The organism is Chryseobacterium sp. TB1-D10 (assembly GCF_059803555.1).
On the sequence record NZ_JAPFHB010000004.1, the window covers coordinates 21241 to 39176 of the forward strand.

A 17936-nucleotide genomic window follows, 5' to 3' on the forward strand; every position below is an offset into this window, starting at 1 on the left:
TTTTATTGAACTATAAAGTTTTTGTTTAATATCCAGTAAGAAATTCCTTCCGGCGTTTCTCCTGGTTCTCCAGTTTGTGTGATATCGGTTGCAGGTTGGTTTTTGGGATCAAACAAAGCCACAATATTTTTTTTTGTTACATCAGGTACTATTAATTTTTGGCCTGCTGTCAAAACATCAGTTATTGACAATTCGTTTAATTTTGCTATTTCAAAACCTATTACTGCATCCCCTGTGTAGATGATTGCAATGTCTAAAATGCTTTGCCCCTGTTTAACTATTACTGTTTGCATATTCAGCATCTATTTTTAAATTACCAATTTCGTAAAGTTCCAAATCGTTAATTTTCAAACCATCCATTGCATACTGATTCCGGATTTTATGACGATATTCTAAAAGTTCTTCACCTAAAAGCAAATCAGTAATTCCGATACCTGTTTCCGGCGTTTGCTTAAATTCTACCTGGTGTGCAACTAACAATACTGATTGTTGCTGTCCCAGGCTTTCACCAATAACAAAATCACCATCTGGAATCATCATGCTGCCATCGTCGTTAAGTAAAAAATCCTTCATTTTAATTCTCCTATAAAAGTTCCAGTAACCGGATTTGCTCCGGCCACTAATCCTGTATTATATTTTATTTCAGCTTTTGCAATCCATTTTTCGAGAAGATCGATTAATCTATTTGCATATTCTTCGTCTGAAATCTCTTCCCTGGTTCGCATATCGCTTAATAAAGTTTTCAACTCTGTTTTAGCTGTTTCTTTTTCTGCACTTAAACTCATTTTAAAAGCTTTTTAAATTCAGTTTCAAACCCAATTATTTTTTGCATTACAGTTTGTATCGGGACACCGCTGACACCTGATGGCGTATAAACTTGAAAAACCTTCAATAGATTAACGAGATCTTGAAAAAGTTTTTTTAAGTCAGTTTCCTGATTTCCTATTTGTAATTTTCCGTCTTCACTGTCAATGAAAATATCTAATCCATTACTCGAAAATTCAAAGTTTTCTATTTCATCAATCTTAATAATTACTAAATCATCAAGACTACCGGTAACACTTAACAGCATTACTTTACTGCCTATTTTTGGACGTTGAATAAAATAATTTTCATCACCGCCGATTGTAGCCTTTAACCTCACATCATTTAATTCAATACCGGAAGCTAAAACAACAGAACAGGTATCATCTTCGAGACTTGAAACCGTTGCCTGTATTGGCAAATTAGAATTAGCAGCCACAATGTCCCGTAATAATGCCTTTATCTCTTTTCCTTGGCTCATGCTTCTGCTGTTTTTAATGCCGGCGTTATTGTTCTTACACCGCCGGCAGAACTTATTTTTGTTGTAACTGCCTTTATATAATAAATACCTCTTTGATCCGGATAATCAAGATCCACAACTTTTGCGGAATATGTCGGTTTACAAAAAGGAATTAACCATGCATCAAATGTTCCCTCGTATGTGTCCCGGGCATATTGTTCAAATTCATTATGCGCTCTTATTTTTAAACTTTTGGCATCCAATGAACCAATTCTAATGGTTTTGGAATCACCGCCAGTTGTACCAATTTTTTCGACTTTTACGGTGCCGTCCTTTTGTATGCTTTCAATTGTCAGTTCAAATTTTCTGTCAATTGCTTTTTTATATTCAAGTGAAGACTTTTCAATATTTTTTTGAAAACAATAAATTGCATAACCTCCTTTTTCGGTGAACGGCGCTCTTATATGCAACTCTTTTTTTTCTGTGACGAAATAAATATTCGCCTTTGTTTCTTCCTGTAATTTTTTTAATACGTCATATCCTGTCGCCTGGTGAATAATAAATTTTTCATAAGCTATATCGAAGTCACAAACCACTTTATAAGTCGGATCGATGTGCCGGCAAACATATTCTGCTATTTTTTTTACAGATGTTAAGACCTTTGGTTTTTCAGGTTCTACAGGTTCACCCTTTTTTTTCTTTTTTGCTTTTTTCTTTGGTTGTTGTATTGCCAAGTCCGGAACAGTTTTCCGGAAGAGAAACAAAGCATCTTCACATAATATTTTTAACGATCCATCGGTTGTGATATCCCGAACATAACCGGTAAATTCAGTTTTCAAATTTCCATCATAACCGAATTTAATTGTTACTTCAGATCCTCTACCAATTTTGTCTTTTACTTTCAGAACTTGATTTAAAACCGTTTCCGGCAGTGTGATTGTTGCGATATCTGACAGATTTTCTACATTTTCTTCAATCTCGCATTCGACAAGCATCAGCAAATTGTGTGTTTTGCCGTTGGTTTTAAATTTTATTTCCCAATCAAGATTGTAGTACATCCTCTTCTGTTAATAGTAAATCAAAATCAAAATCACTTGTTACCGAAATTTCATAAGCCTGAACATTTTCGCCTTTCGTAAATGGAAAACCCATATCTTCAACAACAAGTTTATTAATATCCAACAACTGCAAAGGTTCACAATACACTCCCCAGGCTTGACGGCTTTGTAATATTTTTTTTAGTTCCATAAAATCAGATCTCGGAAAACATTTACTGACATCACCAGTCAAAATAGATCCAATCAAAACGCCAGTGATTTTTATCTCATAATCATCTCTGCTCCATCTTTCTTTGACCGTTCCCTGCCTTCTGATATCATCACCTGATTTTGCAACTGTTCTTTTAGCAATAACATTTTTTGAACTGATACTGATCATTGGCTCGTATGGCAATAAATATTCTTGACGAGTAGAAAGGTCTACAAACGTGAAAGGAAAAAACTGTTCTTCAGCTTTCTTCGGTTTGTCAGCCCGCCAAAGTGTATCTTCATCTTGTAAGGTATAATCCGGATAGCCAACATTAACAGGTTTGTTATTTATTGGCAAAAATGGTATTGGAGGTAAAACGTGTTTTCCTAATTCGTTTTGAACAGTTTCGAAACGTGGAATTTGTTGCGTCACCTTCGCCCCTAATAGGGATGAAAATAATATAGTTTCGTTAGTTAGTTTCATATTCCTGCTGTTGTTGCCATTGCCAAAACTCTAACCAGTGCATCTTCTGTCTGCTGTTGCATCTGATTTGCACCATCTTTAAAGTCTTTCCCTGTGATATTCAAAATACCGATCAGATCTTTCAAATGAATGGTTATGTAATTATTTCGCTGTCCGCCGGTTGCAATTGCTTCGTTGGATTTTGTTTTCTTTTTGTCATCATCAGGTAATGCAGAATTATCCAATACGCCTGGTACTTTTGGTTTTGTTATTCCGCCTTCCGGAATTCCTATTTTCTTTTTAAGACCTCCTACCAAATCACCTAAACTTCGATCGCTATTCCATTTTAAAGATTGTCCTGCTTTTACAAATTCTGAAGCTGCTCCAATTCCATTTTTAGCAACTTCTTTCCAGGAATTTTTGACAACTTCTTTTCTGTTTTCAACATCCTGATTAAGTCCTTCGATCATTGCATTATTCGCATTTTTGTCTCCGAGACCCATTGAGTTTTTGAACTTATACCAACCGATTTGAATTTTATCAATTCCCATCATCAATCCATTGACCAACGTTTCCCATTGCGCTTTTACATAAGAAACATACGTCTGCCAAAGTAATTTAGCACCGTTAACCGTATGTTTCCAAGCATTGCCCCAACCGTCAGTTTTGTAAATCACATATCCAATCAAAGCAATTAAAGCGATTATACCAGCCGCAATCCAGGTGACAGGATTTGCGAGAAGAGAAGAATTTAAAAGCCATTGAGCAGCTGCCCAACCTTGTGTAGCGATCGTAACTATTCCCTGCCAAATAGCCTGTGCCTTTGTCCAGACGTAAGCAATTGCCAATCCTCCGGCTAAGGCACCCAATGCTACAGTTGCACCCCAAACCCATTCGTTACCTTCTTGTAAAGACGTTTTCCAACCGGAAAATAAATTGATACCACTATCAATTAGCCAGTTCAGACCATCTAATGCAGGTGATAAAACAAAACCGATGGCATCGCCTAATTTTAAACCGAGAAATTGAATTTTAGTCCAAAGTTTCTCTAATTTCATCATTGGATTTTGTGCATTCTCAAAAGCCGTATCAGTTTCGCCGGCAGCATTATTGGTAGCATTCAGAGATTCCTTCAATTTGTCTGAATCTGCCGTAAGCGCCATAAATGCAGATTTTGCCTGTGCATCTTTTAACCCGATACTTTCCAGGAATTTTGATTTTTTATTATCTGAAAACTTTGAAATCTTTTTCCCTAAATCTTTGAAAATTTCGTCAGCACCTCGCAACATTCCCTTTTTATCAAAAACATTGATTCCTGCACCTTTCAAACCTTCCTGTATATCAGATTTTCCGAGTGCGGTGTAAGCATTTTCTAATAGAACCGCTGATTTTTCGGCTGAAAAACCTTTTCCGGTCATATATGCGAAAAGTCCGGCCGTATTTTTAAATGTTACTCCCAACGCCTGTCCGGAAGCGATCAGATTTGGCATGTAGTTAGCAAAATCTTTAAACTCACCGGCACCAACTCTTTTCGCAGCAAAGAAAGTGTCCAAAACTTCTTTGGCATTGGTGTTTTCTTTTCCAACTAATGAAAGTGATTGAGCCAAAGCATCAGCCACAACTGCCTGATCAGTGAAACCGGCCTTTGATCCTTTAATTGAAGCTGTCAAGATATCTTGTGACTGTGCTACGTCTCCTGTTTGGGAAATAATTTTTTCAAATGCTTCCGGGATTTTATATAAATCTGCACCTCCGTCAAGACCAACATCTATTAAATCAGATCTTAATTGTTGTAATTGTGGACTTGTAAGTTGTGCCGTGGTATTAATAGCCGCCATGCCTGCATCAAACTCAAATGAGGCCTTTGTACCGGCTGCCATAGCTGTCGCTGCTAAGACATAAGGATTCGTTACTAAATCAGCCCCTGGAATAGCTGAAAAAGCATCAGCCATATTAGACCTGAATGATCGCCCCGTGCTTTCCAATGAACGGATATTTCTTTCAAGTCGATCAATCTCCGAATTAATCCGACGTAGATCGTTAAGATTGCTGATGGGAATAATTTCCCTTTGCGCTCTTAATTGATCTAATTTTGATTTTAAAGAACCTAACGATGTAGAAGTTTTATCAAATACTTTTTGAGCATCCAACGTCTGTTTTGCCAACTTCTGAATTTTAGAAGTTGTTGCGCCTGATGCGTTCCCGATTTTATTGATTTTATCGGTAATTCCATCTTTCAGATTTAAGATATATTCTAAAACGTTTGACATTATTGCGGTTGGTTCCTATTTGCTTCTAACTTTCTTACATGTTCAAGTTCTCGTATTCTTGCTGCCCATTCTTCGTCTGTTAAAGCATCAGGATCAGGAATATGAAAATAATACCTAAGTTGGGCGTTGCTTATTCTCAAAAAATCCTGATCCTTTACTTCTGATGCTTTTAGAGCTTTACCAGTTCAGCTTCCTTAATTTCAATCAAATCGACAACTTTTGCGGATGCTGCCAGGAATAATGAATCATCAGTTTTGATCTCTGTATCACCGCCGACAAAGCAGTTTTCCAAAATGATTTCATTAAATTTCATTGGATCTTTTTGGCCGGCAATGGATGCAAAACTTAGTGTTTTTCTGTCCGGTTTTTTTAGAAAGGCAACTTTGTCACCGATAATGACTGCCTGAATTTCTCCGTATTCTTTTTTCCATTTGGCAATATCATCGCCATATTTTTTGGTAATTTCCTGAATTGTTAAATTTGGTTTGTCCATTTTATTTTACACTTAGCGCCAGGTATGGCATTTTTATTTCTTGAAATTTATCTCCTTGTTTCCATTCTTCACCCTCTTCTGTGAAGCGTACACTACCAATTCTTTTGGTAGTCATTGCGTTTCCTTCAGATGGATTTCCGTAAGAAAGCATAAGATCGATGTTAAGCCCTAAAATAGAACCACCCCCTGCTAATGCAAGTTTATCATAACCTGATTTTAGAGCCGTAATTTCTCCTGAAACCGCAATATTACCTGATCCGATATACTGTGCATCCCTTCCTTTGGCATAGACCCCTTCACGCTCTATTGTTCTTTTCCAGGAGAAACCTCGAAATTCGATCATATCACGTCCGCCGGCCATAAGCGTCAAATCTGCCCACTCGTATTCCCTGCCGTTAATTATATATCCCATTTTAGTTTGTTTGAAGTGAATAAGAAAGTTCAGTTTCCATCATTCTGATGTAGCCCCACGGTTTTACTTTGATGGCCGTTTTCAGTTTAGAAGTTGTAGCAACATTTTGTGTCGGATCAATGAAAACCTTTACAGGTAATTCAGCGTCACCGATACGATATTGCAATTGTTCTCCCATATTGGCCATAATGTAGCTTTCGATACGACCTTCTAAATCCTTTGCCCAAATCGCATCAGGTGTACCGTCTGCGTTGATCCAGGATTCGTCTAAGATCTCATCTACCTGTACCAGATACGTCAATCTGTAAGCTTTATCGATAACATCACCACGAGCATTGCTATGGTAATCATCAACAACCGAACAGGCTTGAGGATCATCGGAAAAATAATATCCGGATTTTCCTGTATGCTGTCTGAAGGTGATATAACTCTTATCGTGAAGAGCAGCTACATCATAAAGTTCTGCAGGCGTATCACCAATGTACATTTGCAAAGGTTGTAAACTTCCATTTTTGACCTTCCCGATGTTGTTATGAATTGGATATGCTGCCATTCTTCCGGCTAAAACTCCCATTGCGGCACCGTAATTTGTGACAGTACCGGTTTTCGGTTGCGTATCACCAATTAAAACAGAAACTCTGTTATATTGCTTTGTTTCCAATGTTGCCAAAGTCACTTTGTCACCATCAAAAGCAAATCCTTCAATTGCAATTCTTATAGGTGCATATTTTTGGGCTGTGTAATTGTCGGCAAACAATTGCGCTTTTTGCATTGCTAACCAAACATCAGTTTCCAGACCTGTTAAAATTGTCGGAACAAAAGAACCAAGCGGATTGTAAACAGTGTACAATCGTCTGATTTTTCCATTTGAAGCATTCAAAAGATCTTGTGCCGGTACTTTACCGGTTTGTGCATCAGCTGTAAACCAGTCACTAACTTTTGTCGTTTTAGCAAAAGCAAAAATCCAAAGTTCTGTACCTTCGCCGGCCTCTTCATAGAATTCTACACAAAACTTATAAAGTTTACCGTTATCTACGCTATTAACAATTCCAAGATTGGCAACATCAACCATACCTTTGACGGTGTAGGCTTTGTTTAATTCAAACTTACCCGCTACTGCTGCCGCTCCTGTAATCACTCCGGAAGTTCTGTCTTCATTTGGAAGTGCAGTGCCGATTTGGCCATTGCCTAATTTTATATCAATTTTTGGTAAGCTCATTTTTTAGTCGTTGTTTATTTCAGCAACTAATTTTTCACCGTTTGCAACGGCTGCCAAAAGTTGCTTTGTTGTAAAATCTTCAGCAGGGATTTCACCGAATTTGTCTGTATAGTCTTTTTGCGCTTGCTGTTTTCCTGTTAATTTTACTTCTGTTACAGGCTCATTTACTTTCGGATCTGAATTAGTCACTAAGTTTTCAGTAAGCCAGGGTTTTGCAGATTCTTCAGAGCCTTTTTCATCATCATTATCAACATCATCGACAATAATTACATTAGGCCTGTTTTCGTCATTTCTCACGCCTGTTGGTGTGTCTGTTCCTTCAGTTTTGAAAGCAGCTTCAAAAAGTTCTTTTGCCTTTTCTCTGTCAGTTTCAAGTGCAAAACTTACAGCAGCTTCGACCGTCATTGCTTTGATTTCGTCTGTGTCGATTTCAGCAGTAAACTCCAGTTCTGTTGAACCTTCATTATTTTCTTCAACCTGAACAAAAGGCTCAGATACGGCCACTTTTTGACTGGGATTGATAACATGTTCAATCTTTTTATCAGCAAGTTTTTTCGCTTCAACTTCTGCATCGTGTTTTTGATAAAACACTTCACCGTTAGAAGTAATAAATGCTTCCGGTAAATTTGGATTGTCTTTAAAGATATTTTTTGACATTGTTGTAATTTTTAAGATTTAATAGTGAATTTTAAAACCAGTCCGATTGCCGACAACACGAGAAAAATACCGCCAATCCACATCAGGACTTTGTGATACCATTTAAAAGGCTTTTCAACATAGACCGGAACTTCTTTTTTCTCGCTTTCAGAAATATAGGTTTCACGCCATTGCTTGAATAATCTTTGCGCTTCCTGGTAACATCCGACGGTTAAAACATTTCCGTTAATAGTGGCCGTTGGGACGTGCAAAGCCTTGCCCGGTTTGTTCTTTGGTAGATCTTTATACTTCGATGGTTCCTTCAGTACAGGTTTGCCATTTATACACTCTACATAGGCATAGTAAAAGGAACTGTCGGCCGAAACCTGATAAACTGTGTCTTTTACAATGACTGTTTTGGTTTTTTCGATAGTCACCGGCGGTGATGGTTTCCTACTAAGGCAGGAAACCATTGCCAGTGAAAAAATCAAAATAAATATGAATGAAAAAAGTGCTTTCATAGGTTCTTATATTCTGTTTTTGCGTCAAAAGATGGACAGGCTTTTTTCACACCTGGGAAATCTCTATGACCTTGTATTTTTGCTTTTGGGAAAAGAACTTTAAGTTCCTTCAGCTTTGTTAATATTGCTTTTTTTTGCGCCTCTGTTCTGTTGTCTGTTGGTTTTCCCGATCCATCAACACCGCCGATGTAGGAGATATTAATAAGTTTTGAATTCCAACCGCCAACACCGTTAGAAACTTGTGAAATGTCCAAAAGTTGAACTATTTCGCCGTCCGGCTTTACAATGAAATGATAGCCGGGCATTTTCCAACCAAGAGTTGTTTTCCAATAGTTACTTATTGAACTAATAGATGTCGTCTGTGGTGTAGCAGTGCAATGCACGGCTATATATTCAATGTTTCTCATAGCCTATATAATTGCTGCGCAATCTCTGTTTTGGAAACGTGTTGCCACAAAATAATGACGGTAGTTCATTCTGTTTGTTTGGTTTTCAGGATCATTTTCTGCCTTAGCAAAATATTGTTTTGTAGATCCTGTCTTTTTAGCAATGTTGGTTTTCACGAACATAATCGAAGCCTGTCGATCTCCTGCACCTGGTACAGAACCGTAAGCCTTTTTTACTTTCGTTGCGACGGTGTAGTAAGGATTTGCACCATATTTGTGTAATTCAAAACCTGCAATCATTGGATTTGGTTTTCCTTTCACATAATCAATCAATTGATTTCCGAAATTTTTACGATCCAATAAAAGATCATTCCAGTGATTTTCGCACAATACCAAACGTCTGTCATCATCAGCAACGCCAGCAGTGTCGGCAGCGGATTTCAAAGCGACAAGATCTTCATAAGTTAGTCTTAACCTGCCTGAAGGATCTGCCAAGGCATCAGCGCCACCGGTTGCCAAAATAATTGGCATTTTTGCGTTGGTATTGTCAGCCGGTGCAATTGAGTGGATGGCTTTTTTGTATTTTGCTTTGGAAATAGAATTGGTGTGTGCTTTTGTTACACTATCAATTTTATCGTAAGAAGATCCTTTTACGGCATCATCAGATACGGTAACAACTTTTGTCTGTAGTTTATCCAAAGTAAGTTCTATTGTACTATCATTATAGACCTGAGCGGCTATAGGATAGGTTGTATTGTTGATCAAAACGTCAACATCAAATTCACTTACTGCAACATAAATTTTATTCATTTCAGTTGCATCACCTTCGTTGATGGCGCTTACATCAACATCAAGTTCCGGAATTCCATCCAGGAAGGTTGCAGTTGTATTTTTATCGATGTTGGTTTTAACACGTTTTAACCATATTTCGGGAAAATTCTGTGGCATTTGTAATTAGGTTTAAGGTTAAGAAAATAATTTTTTGTACTGGTCAGGATTAGCAGTTTTCCAGGCTAATTGAGCATTCAGATCCAGTGTTTGCCACTTTTCTTCTGTCATTGCCTCATTGCTTCCGCCAGGTGTTTGGATTCCGGCAGTCAAATCGATTTTTACCTCGAAACTGTCTAATGTTGATTTTGCCAAATCAAAATTGACAGCTGCTAAATCGACATAAGTTTGTTTTTTGTCCGCTGTAATTTTTCCTTGTTGAATAGCAAGCGTTACCATTGTTTCGATATCATTTGCTTTTTTCAGTTTATCAGCTTCCTGGAAGGCCTTTAATTCCTTTTTTACTTTTTCAAGTTCCAAAGTGTTCTTGTCGTTCTCATTTTTAAGAGAAAGAATTGCTTTGTCAAGTTCCGGCTCTTCTACAGTCTGTGTGTTTTGAGCAAATCCTAAGGCTGATAATGCCAATAGTGATAATTGGATTTTTTTCATTTTTGAATCGTTATTGTTAGTTGTAAATTTTGTTGGATCAGATTCCGGATTTCCTAATGACAGGCAAAGTGTTTTCACTTCGTTTTCTGACATCTTATTTCCGCTCTTATCGTAAAGAGTAACTGAATTGGCGTTGCTTGGAACTGCTACCAGGGAAACTTCAAAAAGTTCACATTTTGTAAGTAGAAGATCACCGTTTTCTAATTTGACAAAATCGGCTTCGTCAAAAGAAATTCCCATCGAACAACCTTTGATAAATCCGGCTTTTGCTTTTCGGATCGTCTCTTTATTTTCAAGGTTTTCGGTTGCTTCATCATAAACCGGTTCACCGGAAAGAATACCGTTTTCAGTGGATATATCAATCCAATTACCGATAACCGCTTCCGTCCAATTCAAATGATTGTTAAGACAAACAGGGTTTTGGGTAAATCTTTCAAGATCAATTCCCATAGTTTGTATAGAGAAACCGTAGGAATTCTTTTTCTTTTCGTCGTTAAAAACAAATTTTTTCTTTGACATTTATTAAATAGGTATTGCAACAAGTTTTAAAAAAACCGCCCGATCATTGAGCGGTTTTTTATTAATAATTCTAAACCGTGTGATAATTGCTTACTTCATTTTTTAAAGTTTTTGTTGCTTATTGTGATGACAAAATTGCGTGCGTTTTTGTCGAAAAAAAAGAAGTTGTCAGATGTTCGGACGGTTATGTCAGAGCGTTTTACAAATGTGTCCGACCGTTTTACAATTGTTTTTTTTAAGCGCTTCCGAATTGGAATTTTGTTCATAAAATTTCCAAAAAAGCGATGGCAAGAAATACCCGAGAAGAAGAAAAAAGACTGCAAAACCTTGCAGAAACTATATACCTGTCAGACGATACACTTTCGCAAAAAGATGTTGCCGAAAAAGTTGGTATTACTGAAAAGACACTCGGAAAATGGATTGTAAAATTTGGTTGGGCTGATAAAAGGAAATCACTGTTAGTGACAAAAAAGAACCAATTGGTTATGATGTATAACCAATTGGAGCAAATCAATGAGGAAATAAAAACACGTAAGATTGTTTATGATGTTCCATTATGGTTGCAGAACCTGTAAAATTGAAAGATGCTGAAGGAGCAGAATATTTAGAATTTCAAAAATATAATGAATCTGATTATCCTGTAAAAATTGGAAATACACCAACTTCCAAAGAAGCTGATATCATTTCTAAAATAACATCTTCCATTAAAAAACTGGAGACTGAAACAAACACCGGTGAAATGATTGAAACCGGTATTGCTTTTTTAGGTTTTATCAAACCTCACAATCTCGAATTTGCAAAACAGTTTTCAGGATATTTCACAAGTTTTATCGAAACCAAAATCAAATAAATGGACAAAAAAACTGGCCAATTATTCGAGGTTTGGAAACAGCATTCTGATAATCTTTTCCGGGAGGATGCAATCCATTTGGATGAAACGCCACTGGAGAAGAAAAAAAGAATTGCGTGGTTAGAAGCGCATCCGGAAGAGTGGAAAAAAGAGTATTTTTCAAAGTTTTGTACCGCTGATCCTGCACCTTTCCATTTGGCACATGACAAACGAGTGCTGAATAATCCGGAATGGTACGAAGTCATTTCCTGGTCGAGAGAATTGGCGAAATCTACAAGAACAATGATGAACATCATTTATCTTGTAATGACCAAAAAAAAGAAAAACGTTCTACTGGTTTCTTATTCGTCAGATAACGCTGAAATGTTGCTGAAACCATATCGAAACGTTTTTGAACAAAACGAAAGGCTTAAAAGCGATTACGGTGATCAATTCAACTATGGAAATTGGAAAGATGAAAAATTTGTCCTGGCAAATGGTGCATCGTTTAGGGCTATTGGTAAAGGCCAATCTCCGAGGGGTGCCAAAAATGATGAAGCGAGACCCGATACAATTTTAATTGATGATATTGATACTGACGAAGAATGTCGAAATCCGGACAGAATAAAAGAATCAGTCAACTGGATCGAACAGGCTTTGATACCGACACGATCTATTTCTGCATCGTTATTATTAATTGCTTGTGGAAATATTATTTCTTCATATTGCTGTATCACAGAAATGGCTAAAAAAGCTGATTATCATGATATCGTAAACATCAGGAACAAAAACGGTTTTTCCAGTTGGCCTCAAAAAAACTCAGAGGCGCAAATTGATAGAGTTTTAAGTACGATATCATGGGCATCCTACCAAAAGGAATATTTTAATAATCCAGTCATTGAAGGAAGTGTATTCAAAGAGATCCTTTGGGGCACAGTACCACGGTTAGAAGATTGCGACGAAGTTTTAGTTTACGCTGATCCTGCAACATCTAATAAAGATAAGTCAACAACTAAAAAAAACCAGGCTTCAACAAAATTTGTCGGTGTAATTGGACGGAAGGGATTAAAATATTATGTCTATACCTGTTGGTTGGATGTAATGAATAATTCACAGTTTATTGACTGTCTTTTTGAAGCGCATAAATACGTCAGTCAAAGAGATATTGTACATAAAATTTACATCGAAAATAACTCATTACAAGATCCCTTTTACGAACAGGTACTTTCGCCGCTAATACGGCAAAAGGCTATTGAAACCGGTATAATGATTCCGATTACACCGGACACCAGGAAAAAACCGGAAAAATACTTTAGAATTGAAGGTACACTGGAACCAATTGTCAGATTGATGAATTTGATTTTCAACATTGCTGAAGATAAAAATCCAAACATGAGAAGATTGGAATCTCAGTTTTTAGGTGTTTCGCCGAATGCACAGGTTATGGATGGTCCGGATGGTGTAGAAGGCGGTGTTTGGATTTTACAAAATAGAAGTTTTAACCACGGCAATGATTATCGAAGTGGTAATCGTGCAAGTAGAAAATATTAATTATATGGCATTTTTAGAAGAGGCCGACATGGGTACGGCAATTTACGATTATCAAACGGATCAAATCGCTGATGGTAACGATGAGGCAATGCCTGATGCGATTTCAGCAGCAATCGAAGAGGTGAAATCATATCTCACGCAAAATGAAAGAAAGGAATACAACGACGGCCGTCCACATTATGACGTGCAAACAATTTTTTCAAAAACCGGATCTGCACGTAATTCTGTTTTACTTCAGAAAACTAAGACTATTGCGAAATTTCACTTTATCGAATTATGTAACGCTGATATTCTTTATGAAAGAGCGCAAAAGAACTATGACCGGGCTGTAACTTATTTGAAAGATTTGGCAAAAGGAATTGTGACTTTATCGGATCTTGAAATAATTGTCGAAGACGACAGCACCACAACAGACGAACCATTGCCGTACAGAAGCGGATCACGTATCAAATTTAATCACGAGTAATTTATGAAATTCCCTTCCTGGTTAGCGCTTAAAAATAAGCCTGTCACCACACAAACAACAAAACCGGTTTTTGAAACTGCACCGAAATCTATTTCGAGAGCGAGAAAAGATATTTCAGACTGGAGCAAAGTTCTACAAATGGCAATGTTAGATGAAAATCCAACTTTTTGGGGCTTATACAATTTATTGGATGAAGTTTCACAAGATCCGTTATTAAAATCTCAGACAGAAAACAGACGAAACAAATCATTATCTCAAAGCTTTTCCATTACTGGAAAAGACGGCAAAGTCAATCAGGAAATCACAGATCTACTGCAAAATCAGATTTTCGTTAATGAGGTTAATTCTGAGGTTTTAAATACTAAATTTTTAAAACATTCACTTGGTCAATGGGTATTTGAAGACGAACGTCTAAAATTCAAATTAATTCCAAGACAGAACGTAAATCCTTATTCCGGCTTAGTTTATCAGGATTACACAGAAGATAAATTTATAAAATACCGTGAAGTCAAAGAGTACGGGATTTGGGTTTTAGAGTTTGGAGATACCAATTTAAATGCCGATTTCGGTTTGATAAATGCCGTTGTTCCGCAAGTTTTGTTCAAACGCTTTGCTCAATCCTGTTGGTCAGAGTTATGCGAAATATACGGCATTCCGCCTCGTGTAATGAAAACCAACACACAAGATAAAAGAATGCTGAACCGTGCCGAAAATATGATGAAGGACATGGGAGCAGCCGCCTGGTTTATTATTGATGAAAATGAAAAATTCGAGTGGGCGGAAGGTGTGGCCACAAATGGGGATGTTTATAAAAATCTGATACAACTTTGTAACAACGAAATTTCAATGCCTATTTCAGGCGCTATTATCGGTCAGGACACTGTGAACGGCTCCAATTCAAAGGAGAAAACTTCACAAAATATGCTTGATGATTTGGTGCAATCTGATCTGTCATTAATTGAGCAGGAATGGAACAGTAAGATTTTAAAATCTTTGCAATTGATTGGTTTTATACCACAAGGTGAATGGTTCTACAAGTATGACAAAGCTGATGACCTGGATAAGCTTTTTGGATATACCAAAGATTTACTGAATGCAGGAAAAGAAGTTGACGACAAATGGATATCAGATAAATTTGGTGTTCCAATCACCGGCGAAAGACAGAACCAACCAACCGGACAAAAACTTTCAGCCGATTTTTTTTATTAAGGGCTGGAATTAAGAAACCAGGCGTTGCCTATTTTTCAGCCCTGAATGAAAGCCTTCAGGAACAATACAAACCCTGCAATTGTGAATATTGCAGTTCGCTCAATCTTGCTAACGATCCGGAAGAAAACAGACCGAAATTTAAAAAGGTATTAAACGCCGCTGAAAAGGCATTTAAAAAACTTCATCAATTAGGTGACTACAAGCCGGAAGATCTCGAAAAAGTCAAGGAATACAAAACCTTGATAAAAGAGACCGCCAAAGTTTTTGAATTAGGAATTTCGCACGATGTTCCGGAAGAAATGAAAGAATATCTTAAAAAAGATGCTTTCATTTTCTCCGGGTTAAAAACTAATGCACAATTACAGGAAGCGAGAAGTTTATTAAGAGACGAAAACGGACACATCCGGCCATATTACCTTTTTGAGAAGGATATTTTAAAACTTAATGAAAAGTATAATCTTAACTATCTTGATGCAGAATATCAGTTTGCACAGTCTTCATCACAAAGCGCCGCCAATTGGGCTAATTTAAGCGATAGCGACAGATATAACCTACAGTATAGAACTGCCGGTGATGAAAAAGTAAGAGAAAGCCATGTCGGTCTGAATGGCACAACACTGCCGAAAAGTTCAGCGTTTTGGATCTCATATTATCCGCCAAATGGATGGCGCTGCCGTTGTATTGCGGTTTTGGTTTTGGCTTCAAAATATCCGGCAAGTGATGTGGATAAAGCTACAGCAGCGGCCGAAAAAGCCACCACACACATCGGGAAAAATGGAAAAAATAAACTAGAGATGTTCAGGTTTAATCCTGGGATGCAGGAAAAAATATTTCCGCCAAATAATTCTTATACAAAGGTGATCGGAGCAAAGGAAACTAAAAAAATTGTTTCAAAAGTAAATACTTTAAAAACAACAAAAGACCTGAGTAATCATATCTCTGAATTTGCTGAAGAAAATAAAGAATTTTTCCATAGAGGTTTTAAAGAAGTCAAAACCACTTCACAGCGTGGAGTAAACGGCTTTACAGATATGAACGGTAGCATTTCTTTGAAAAAAGAAATCGTCGATCACATCAATGCCGGTATCAATAATATTAAAAACAAAATTCCTACAACATTTGAGCAGGAAAGGGCAATTTCAACTCTACACCACGAAATGTGGCATAATGCCAATATTCCTGGAAATATGCGAATGACAACCGAAATGACAAAAACAATGGAGTTAGCAAATGAGTTTGTAAGTAGAAAAACGCTGCCGGAATTTATGGAAAAATTAGGCGGTAAACTTGAAAATATTTCTCTTGTAAATGATAGAAACAATACTGCTTACAATAGAATGGTAGTTAATTATGATAATTTGATAAAGTGGAGTGGATCAAACCAAAAGAAAGTTTTAGAAACTGTAAAGAAAAGTTTGGTAAATGATAAATATACTGATCAGATCACCGGACTTGCAAAAGCGATTTTTGAAAACAGCACTTATGAAATTGAAGAAAGATCAGTGAGAGCGTTAATTTCTTACGCTACGAAAAACGATTATACAGAAGAAAAATTCTTGGAACTATTGGAAAAAAATAAAAATTTATTGAAAGATAGATAGTAACTGATCTTTGTACAATTCGTTCAGTTTTTCTTCAAGGTCAGTGATGTTATAAGATTCTGCATAAGTGATTAAAGCGAAAATTCTTTCGTCATCATTGTTTAATTCAGTTTCAGGATCTATAATAATTGCAGGATATTCCGGCAGAACTTCAGCTATATCGTAGATAGTAGCTGTCCGCAAATCAACACCTTTAAAATTATATAAGTCACTCATAATTAGCAAATATATAAAAAAATTACAAATGAAAAATTTTTACAAACAAATTTTGGATGATGTGGCCATAGAACTCACAGATGAGTTTGACCAAAATTTTCAGAGAAAAGCTTTTTTTAATAAAAAATGGAGGCAAACAAAATTGATCAATAGGCGTGGAAGCCTGATGATGAGAACGGCACAATTGAGGCGGTCTATTCAAATGAGACAAGGCAGCCAATCAGTTAGCTGGTCAAGTTCCAGGATTGACGCTTCAATGCATAATGAAGGCGGTAAGATTACGGTAACGGCCAAAATGAAAAAATACTTTTGGGCAATGTATATGCGAGAAGGTAAAACAGGGATAGAAGCCGAACAATTCAAAGCAATGGCATTAAAAAAAGTCGGTTCAAAAATGACAATTCCGCAACGGCAATTCATTGGCGATCATCCGGAAGTAAGAAAAGCTATAGAACGGTGTGCAGATCAAACCTTTCAGGAAATAGACGAATACATGAAAGAAATACTTAGACAAAGATAATGGACGAAATTTTATTGAAAATTCAGGCACGGATTTTGGAATCAGGAATCAAATATGTTGATGAAGACTGGGGGCAAATTAATATGTTTCCTGGTGATACACCGGTTGCATTCCCTTGCTGTCTTTTTGACGTGAAAAATGGAGATTTTGACAATATTGGCAATGATAGAAAAGCAACGCCACAACAACGCCAATTAGCACGCTTTACGCTCGAATTGTGTATTGCTAAACAGAAGCTAACAAACACGTCAGGAAGAGCGCCTTTGACACAAAAAACAAAAGCCTGGGAAATTCACAGCATTATAGAATCGGTTCACGAAAAAGTACAGGGTTTTTCACCTGGTGAAAACTGCTCAAAACTGATCAGAAAATCACAGCAAAGGATTAGAAGGGATGACGGCATTCAGGAATATAGAGTAACCTATGATTTTGAAGTCGGAAATGTTTAATCAAATAAAGAAGGTAAAGTGACTTTTTCCAGTTCTTCATCAATTGCACAATTCAGGATGCGATAAAGTGTATCACGGGAAATCCCGAACTTTGGAAAAATGTATTCTCTGTGTATAACAGTGATTGGTGTGATCCGGCAGTCGTATTTGTTGAATTCTTCCATCACTAATTTGTAGCGATGTAGAAGATTTCTTTTTCGTCCGATAGTCTGTTGAGTTACTGCCATA

General features: G+C 36.9%; 25 protein-coding genes. 8 read left to right on the top strand and 17 right to left on the bottom strand.

Annotated features, from left to right (window positions below; translation table 11 throughout):
* Nucleotides 1-2: 2 nt before the first annotated feature.
* The 15 genes from OPU68_RS06560 to OPU68_RS06630 form a co-directional block, all read right to left on the bottom strand.
* Entirely contained in the window at nt 3-293 is a 291-nt protein-coding gene (locus tag OPU68_RS06560) for a LysM peptidoglycan-binding domain-containing protein (RefSeq protein ID WP_498473211.1), read from the bottom strand.
* Nucleotides 274-573, bottom strand: a complete 300-nt coding sequence (locus tag OPU68_RS06565) for an oxidase (RefSeq protein ID WP_498473212.1) — start codon at nt 571-573, stop codon at nt 274-276. Before OPU68_RS06565 ends, OPU68_RS06560 begins: the two co-directional genes overlap by 20 nt.
* Nucleotides 570-785, bottom strand: coding sequence for a hypothetical protein (locus OPU68_RS06570; protein ID WP_498473213.1), 216 nt, complete (start codon nt 783-785; stop codon nt 570-572). Before OPU68_RS06570 ends, OPU68_RS06565 begins: the two co-directional genes overlap by 4 nt.
* On the bottom strand, nt 782-1285 hold the full coding sequence (locus OPU68_RS06575; protein WP_498473214.1) for a hypothetical protein: 504 nt from the start codon (nt 1283-1285) through the stop codon (nt 782-784). The genes OPU68_RS06570 and OPU68_RS06575 overlap by 4 nt, the downstream gene beginning before the upstream one ends.
* On the bottom strand, nt 1282-2322 hold the full coding sequence (locus OPU68_RS06580) for a hypothetical protein (protein ID WP_498473215.1): 1041 nt from the start codon (nt 2320-2322) through the stop codon (nt 1282-1284). Before OPU68_RS06580 ends, OPU68_RS06575 begins: the two co-directional genes overlap by 4 nt.
* Nucleotides 2306-2995: a DUF6046 domain-containing protein gene (locus OPU68_RS06585; RefSeq protein WP_498473216.1), complete on the bottom strand. Its 690-nt coding sequence runs from the start codon at nt 2993-2995 to the stop codon at nt 2306-2308. Before OPU68_RS06585 ends, OPU68_RS06580 begins: the two co-directional genes overlap by 17 nt.
* Nucleotides 2992-5244 carry a phage tail tape measure protein gene (locus OPU68_RS06590; RefSeq protein ID WP_498473217.1) on the bottom strand — a complete coding sequence of 751 codons (2253 nt, stop codon included), beginning with the start codon at nt 5242-5244 and terminating at the stop codon, nt 2992-2994. Before OPU68_RS06590 ends, OPU68_RS06585 begins: the two co-directional genes overlap by 4 nt.
* Nucleotides 5245-5413: 169 nt before the next feature.
* The gene (locus OPU68_RS06595; protein ID WP_498473218.1) at nt 5414-5737 is read right to left on the bottom strand and encodes a hypothetical protein; all 324 of its coding nucleotides are present in this window, start codon (nt 5735-5737) and stop codon (nt 5414-5416) included.
* Between the two features lies 1 nt (nt 5738).
* A complete protein-coding gene (locus OPU68_RS06600; protein ID WP_498473219.1) occupies nt 5739-6149 on the bottom strand; it encodes a hypothetical protein in 411 nt (136 codons plus the stop codon).
* 1 nt (nt 6150) lies between these two features.
* Nucleotides 6151-7368 carry a DUF2586 family protein gene (locus tag OPU68_RS06605; protein WP_498473220.1) on the bottom strand — a complete coding sequence of 406 codons (1218 nt, stop codon included), beginning with the start codon at nt 7366-7368 and terminating at the stop codon, nt 6151-6153.
* 3 nt (nt 7369-7371) lie between these two features.
* A complete protein-coding gene (locus OPU68_RS06610; RefSeq protein ID WP_498473221.1) occupies nt 7372-8025 on the bottom strand; it encodes a hypothetical protein in 654 nt (217 codons plus the stop codon).
* Between the two features lie 11 nt (nt 8026-8036).
* Nucleotides 8037-8525, bottom strand: coding sequence for a hypothetical protein (locus OPU68_RS06615; RefSeq protein ID WP_498473222.1), 489 nt, complete (start codon nt 8523-8525; stop codon nt 8037-8039).
* On the bottom strand, nt 8522-8932 hold the full coding sequence (locus OPU68_RS06620; RefSeq protein ID WP_498473223.1) for an N-acetylmuramoyl-L-alanine amidase: 411 nt from the start codon (nt 8930-8932) through the stop codon (nt 8522-8524). The genes OPU68_RS06615 and OPU68_RS06620 overlap by 4 nt, the downstream gene beginning before the upstream one ends.
* 3 nt (nt 8933-8935) lie before the next feature.
* A complete protein-coding gene (locus OPU68_RS06625) occupies nt 8936-9859 on the bottom strand; it encodes a phage major capsid protein (RefSeq protein ID WP_498473224.1) in 924 nt (307 codons plus the stop codon).
* Nucleotides 9860-9877: 18 nt separating this feature from the next.
* Nucleotides 9878-10867: an HK97 family phage prohead protease gene (locus OPU68_RS06630; protein ID WP_498473225.1), complete on the bottom strand. Its 990-nt coding sequence runs from the start codon at nt 10865-10867 to the stop codon at nt 9878-9880.
* A gap of 284 nt (nt 10868-11151) precedes the next feature.
* On the opposite strand from OPU68_RS06630, the gene OPU68_RS06635 reads away from it, so the two are divergent.
* The 6 genes from OPU68_RS06635 to OPU68_RS06660 all read left to right on the top strand — a co-directional run bounded on the left by OPU68_RS06635 (nt 11152) and on the right by OPU68_RS06660 (nt 16523).
* Nucleotides 11152-11442, top strand: a complete 291-nt coding sequence (locus tag OPU68_RS06635) for a hypothetical protein (RefSeq protein WP_498473226.1) — start codon at nt 11152-11154, stop codon at nt 11440-11442.
* Nucleotides 11424-11717, top strand: a complete 294-nt coding sequence (locus tag OPU68_RS06640; RefSeq protein ID WP_498473227.1) for a hypothetical protein — start codon at nt 11424-11426, stop codon at nt 11715-11717. Before OPU68_RS06635 ends, OPU68_RS06640 begins: the two co-directional genes overlap by 19 nt.
* Nucleotides 11718-13247 (top strand): hypothetical protein, encoded by a 1530-nt coding sequence (locus tag OPU68_RS06645; RefSeq protein ID WP_498473228.1) that lies wholly within the window; start codon nt 11718-11720, stop codon nt 13245-13247. It abuts the gene before it with no gap.
* A gap of 4 nt (nt 13248-13251) precedes the next feature.
* The gene (locus OPU68_RS06650) at nt 13252-13713 is read left to right on the top strand and encodes a phage protein Gp36 family protein (protein ID WP_498473229.1); all 462 of its coding nucleotides are present in this window, start codon (nt 13252-13254) and stop codon (nt 13711-13713) included.
* 3 nt (nt 13714-13716) lie between these two features.
* Entirely contained in the window at nt 13717-14922 is a 1206-nt protein-coding gene (locus OPU68_RS06655) for a phage portal protein family protein (RefSeq protein WP_498473230.1), read from the top strand.
* A gap of 239 nt (nt 14923-15161) precedes the next feature.
* Nucleotides 15162-16523, top strand: a complete 1362-nt coding sequence (locus OPU68_RS06660) for a phage head morphogenesis protein (protein WP_498473231.1) — start codon at nt 15162-15164, stop codon at nt 16521-16523.
* Here the strand turns inward: OPU68_RS06660 and OPU68_RS06665 are convergent.
* Entirely contained in the window at nt 16506-16739 is a 234-nt protein-coding gene (locus OPU68_RS06665) for a hypothetical protein (protein WP_498473232.1), read from the bottom strand. The genes OPU68_RS06660 and OPU68_RS06665 overlap by 18 nt on opposite strands.
* 28 nt (nt 16740-16767) lie before the next feature.
* Between OPU68_RS06665 and OPU68_RS06670 the strand changes: the two genes are divergently transcribed.
* Together OPU68_RS06670 and OPU68_RS06675 are read left to right on the top strand one after the other, a co-directional pair.
* The gene (locus OPU68_RS06670) at nt 16768-17259 is read left to right on the top strand and encodes a phage virion morphogenesis family protein (protein ID WP_498473233.1); all 492 of its coding nucleotides are present in this window, start codon (nt 16768-16770) and stop codon (nt 17257-17259) included.
* Nucleotides 17259-17708: a hypothetical protein gene (locus OPU68_RS06675; RefSeq protein WP_498473234.1), complete on the top strand. Its 450-nt coding sequence runs from the start codon at nt 17259-17261 to the stop codon at nt 17706-17708. The genes OPU68_RS06670 and OPU68_RS06675 overlap by 1 nt, the downstream gene beginning before the upstream one ends.
* Here the strand turns inward: OPU68_RS06675 and OPU68_RS06680 are convergent.
* On the bottom strand, nt 17705-17935 hold the full coding sequence (locus OPU68_RS06680) for a hypothetical protein (protein ID WP_498473235.1): 231 nt from the start codon (nt 17933-17935) through the stop codon (nt 17705-17707). The two genes, OPU68_RS06675 and OPU68_RS06680, sit on opposite strands and share 4 nt — an antisense overlap.
* Between the last annotated feature and the right edge of the window lies 1 nt (nt 17936).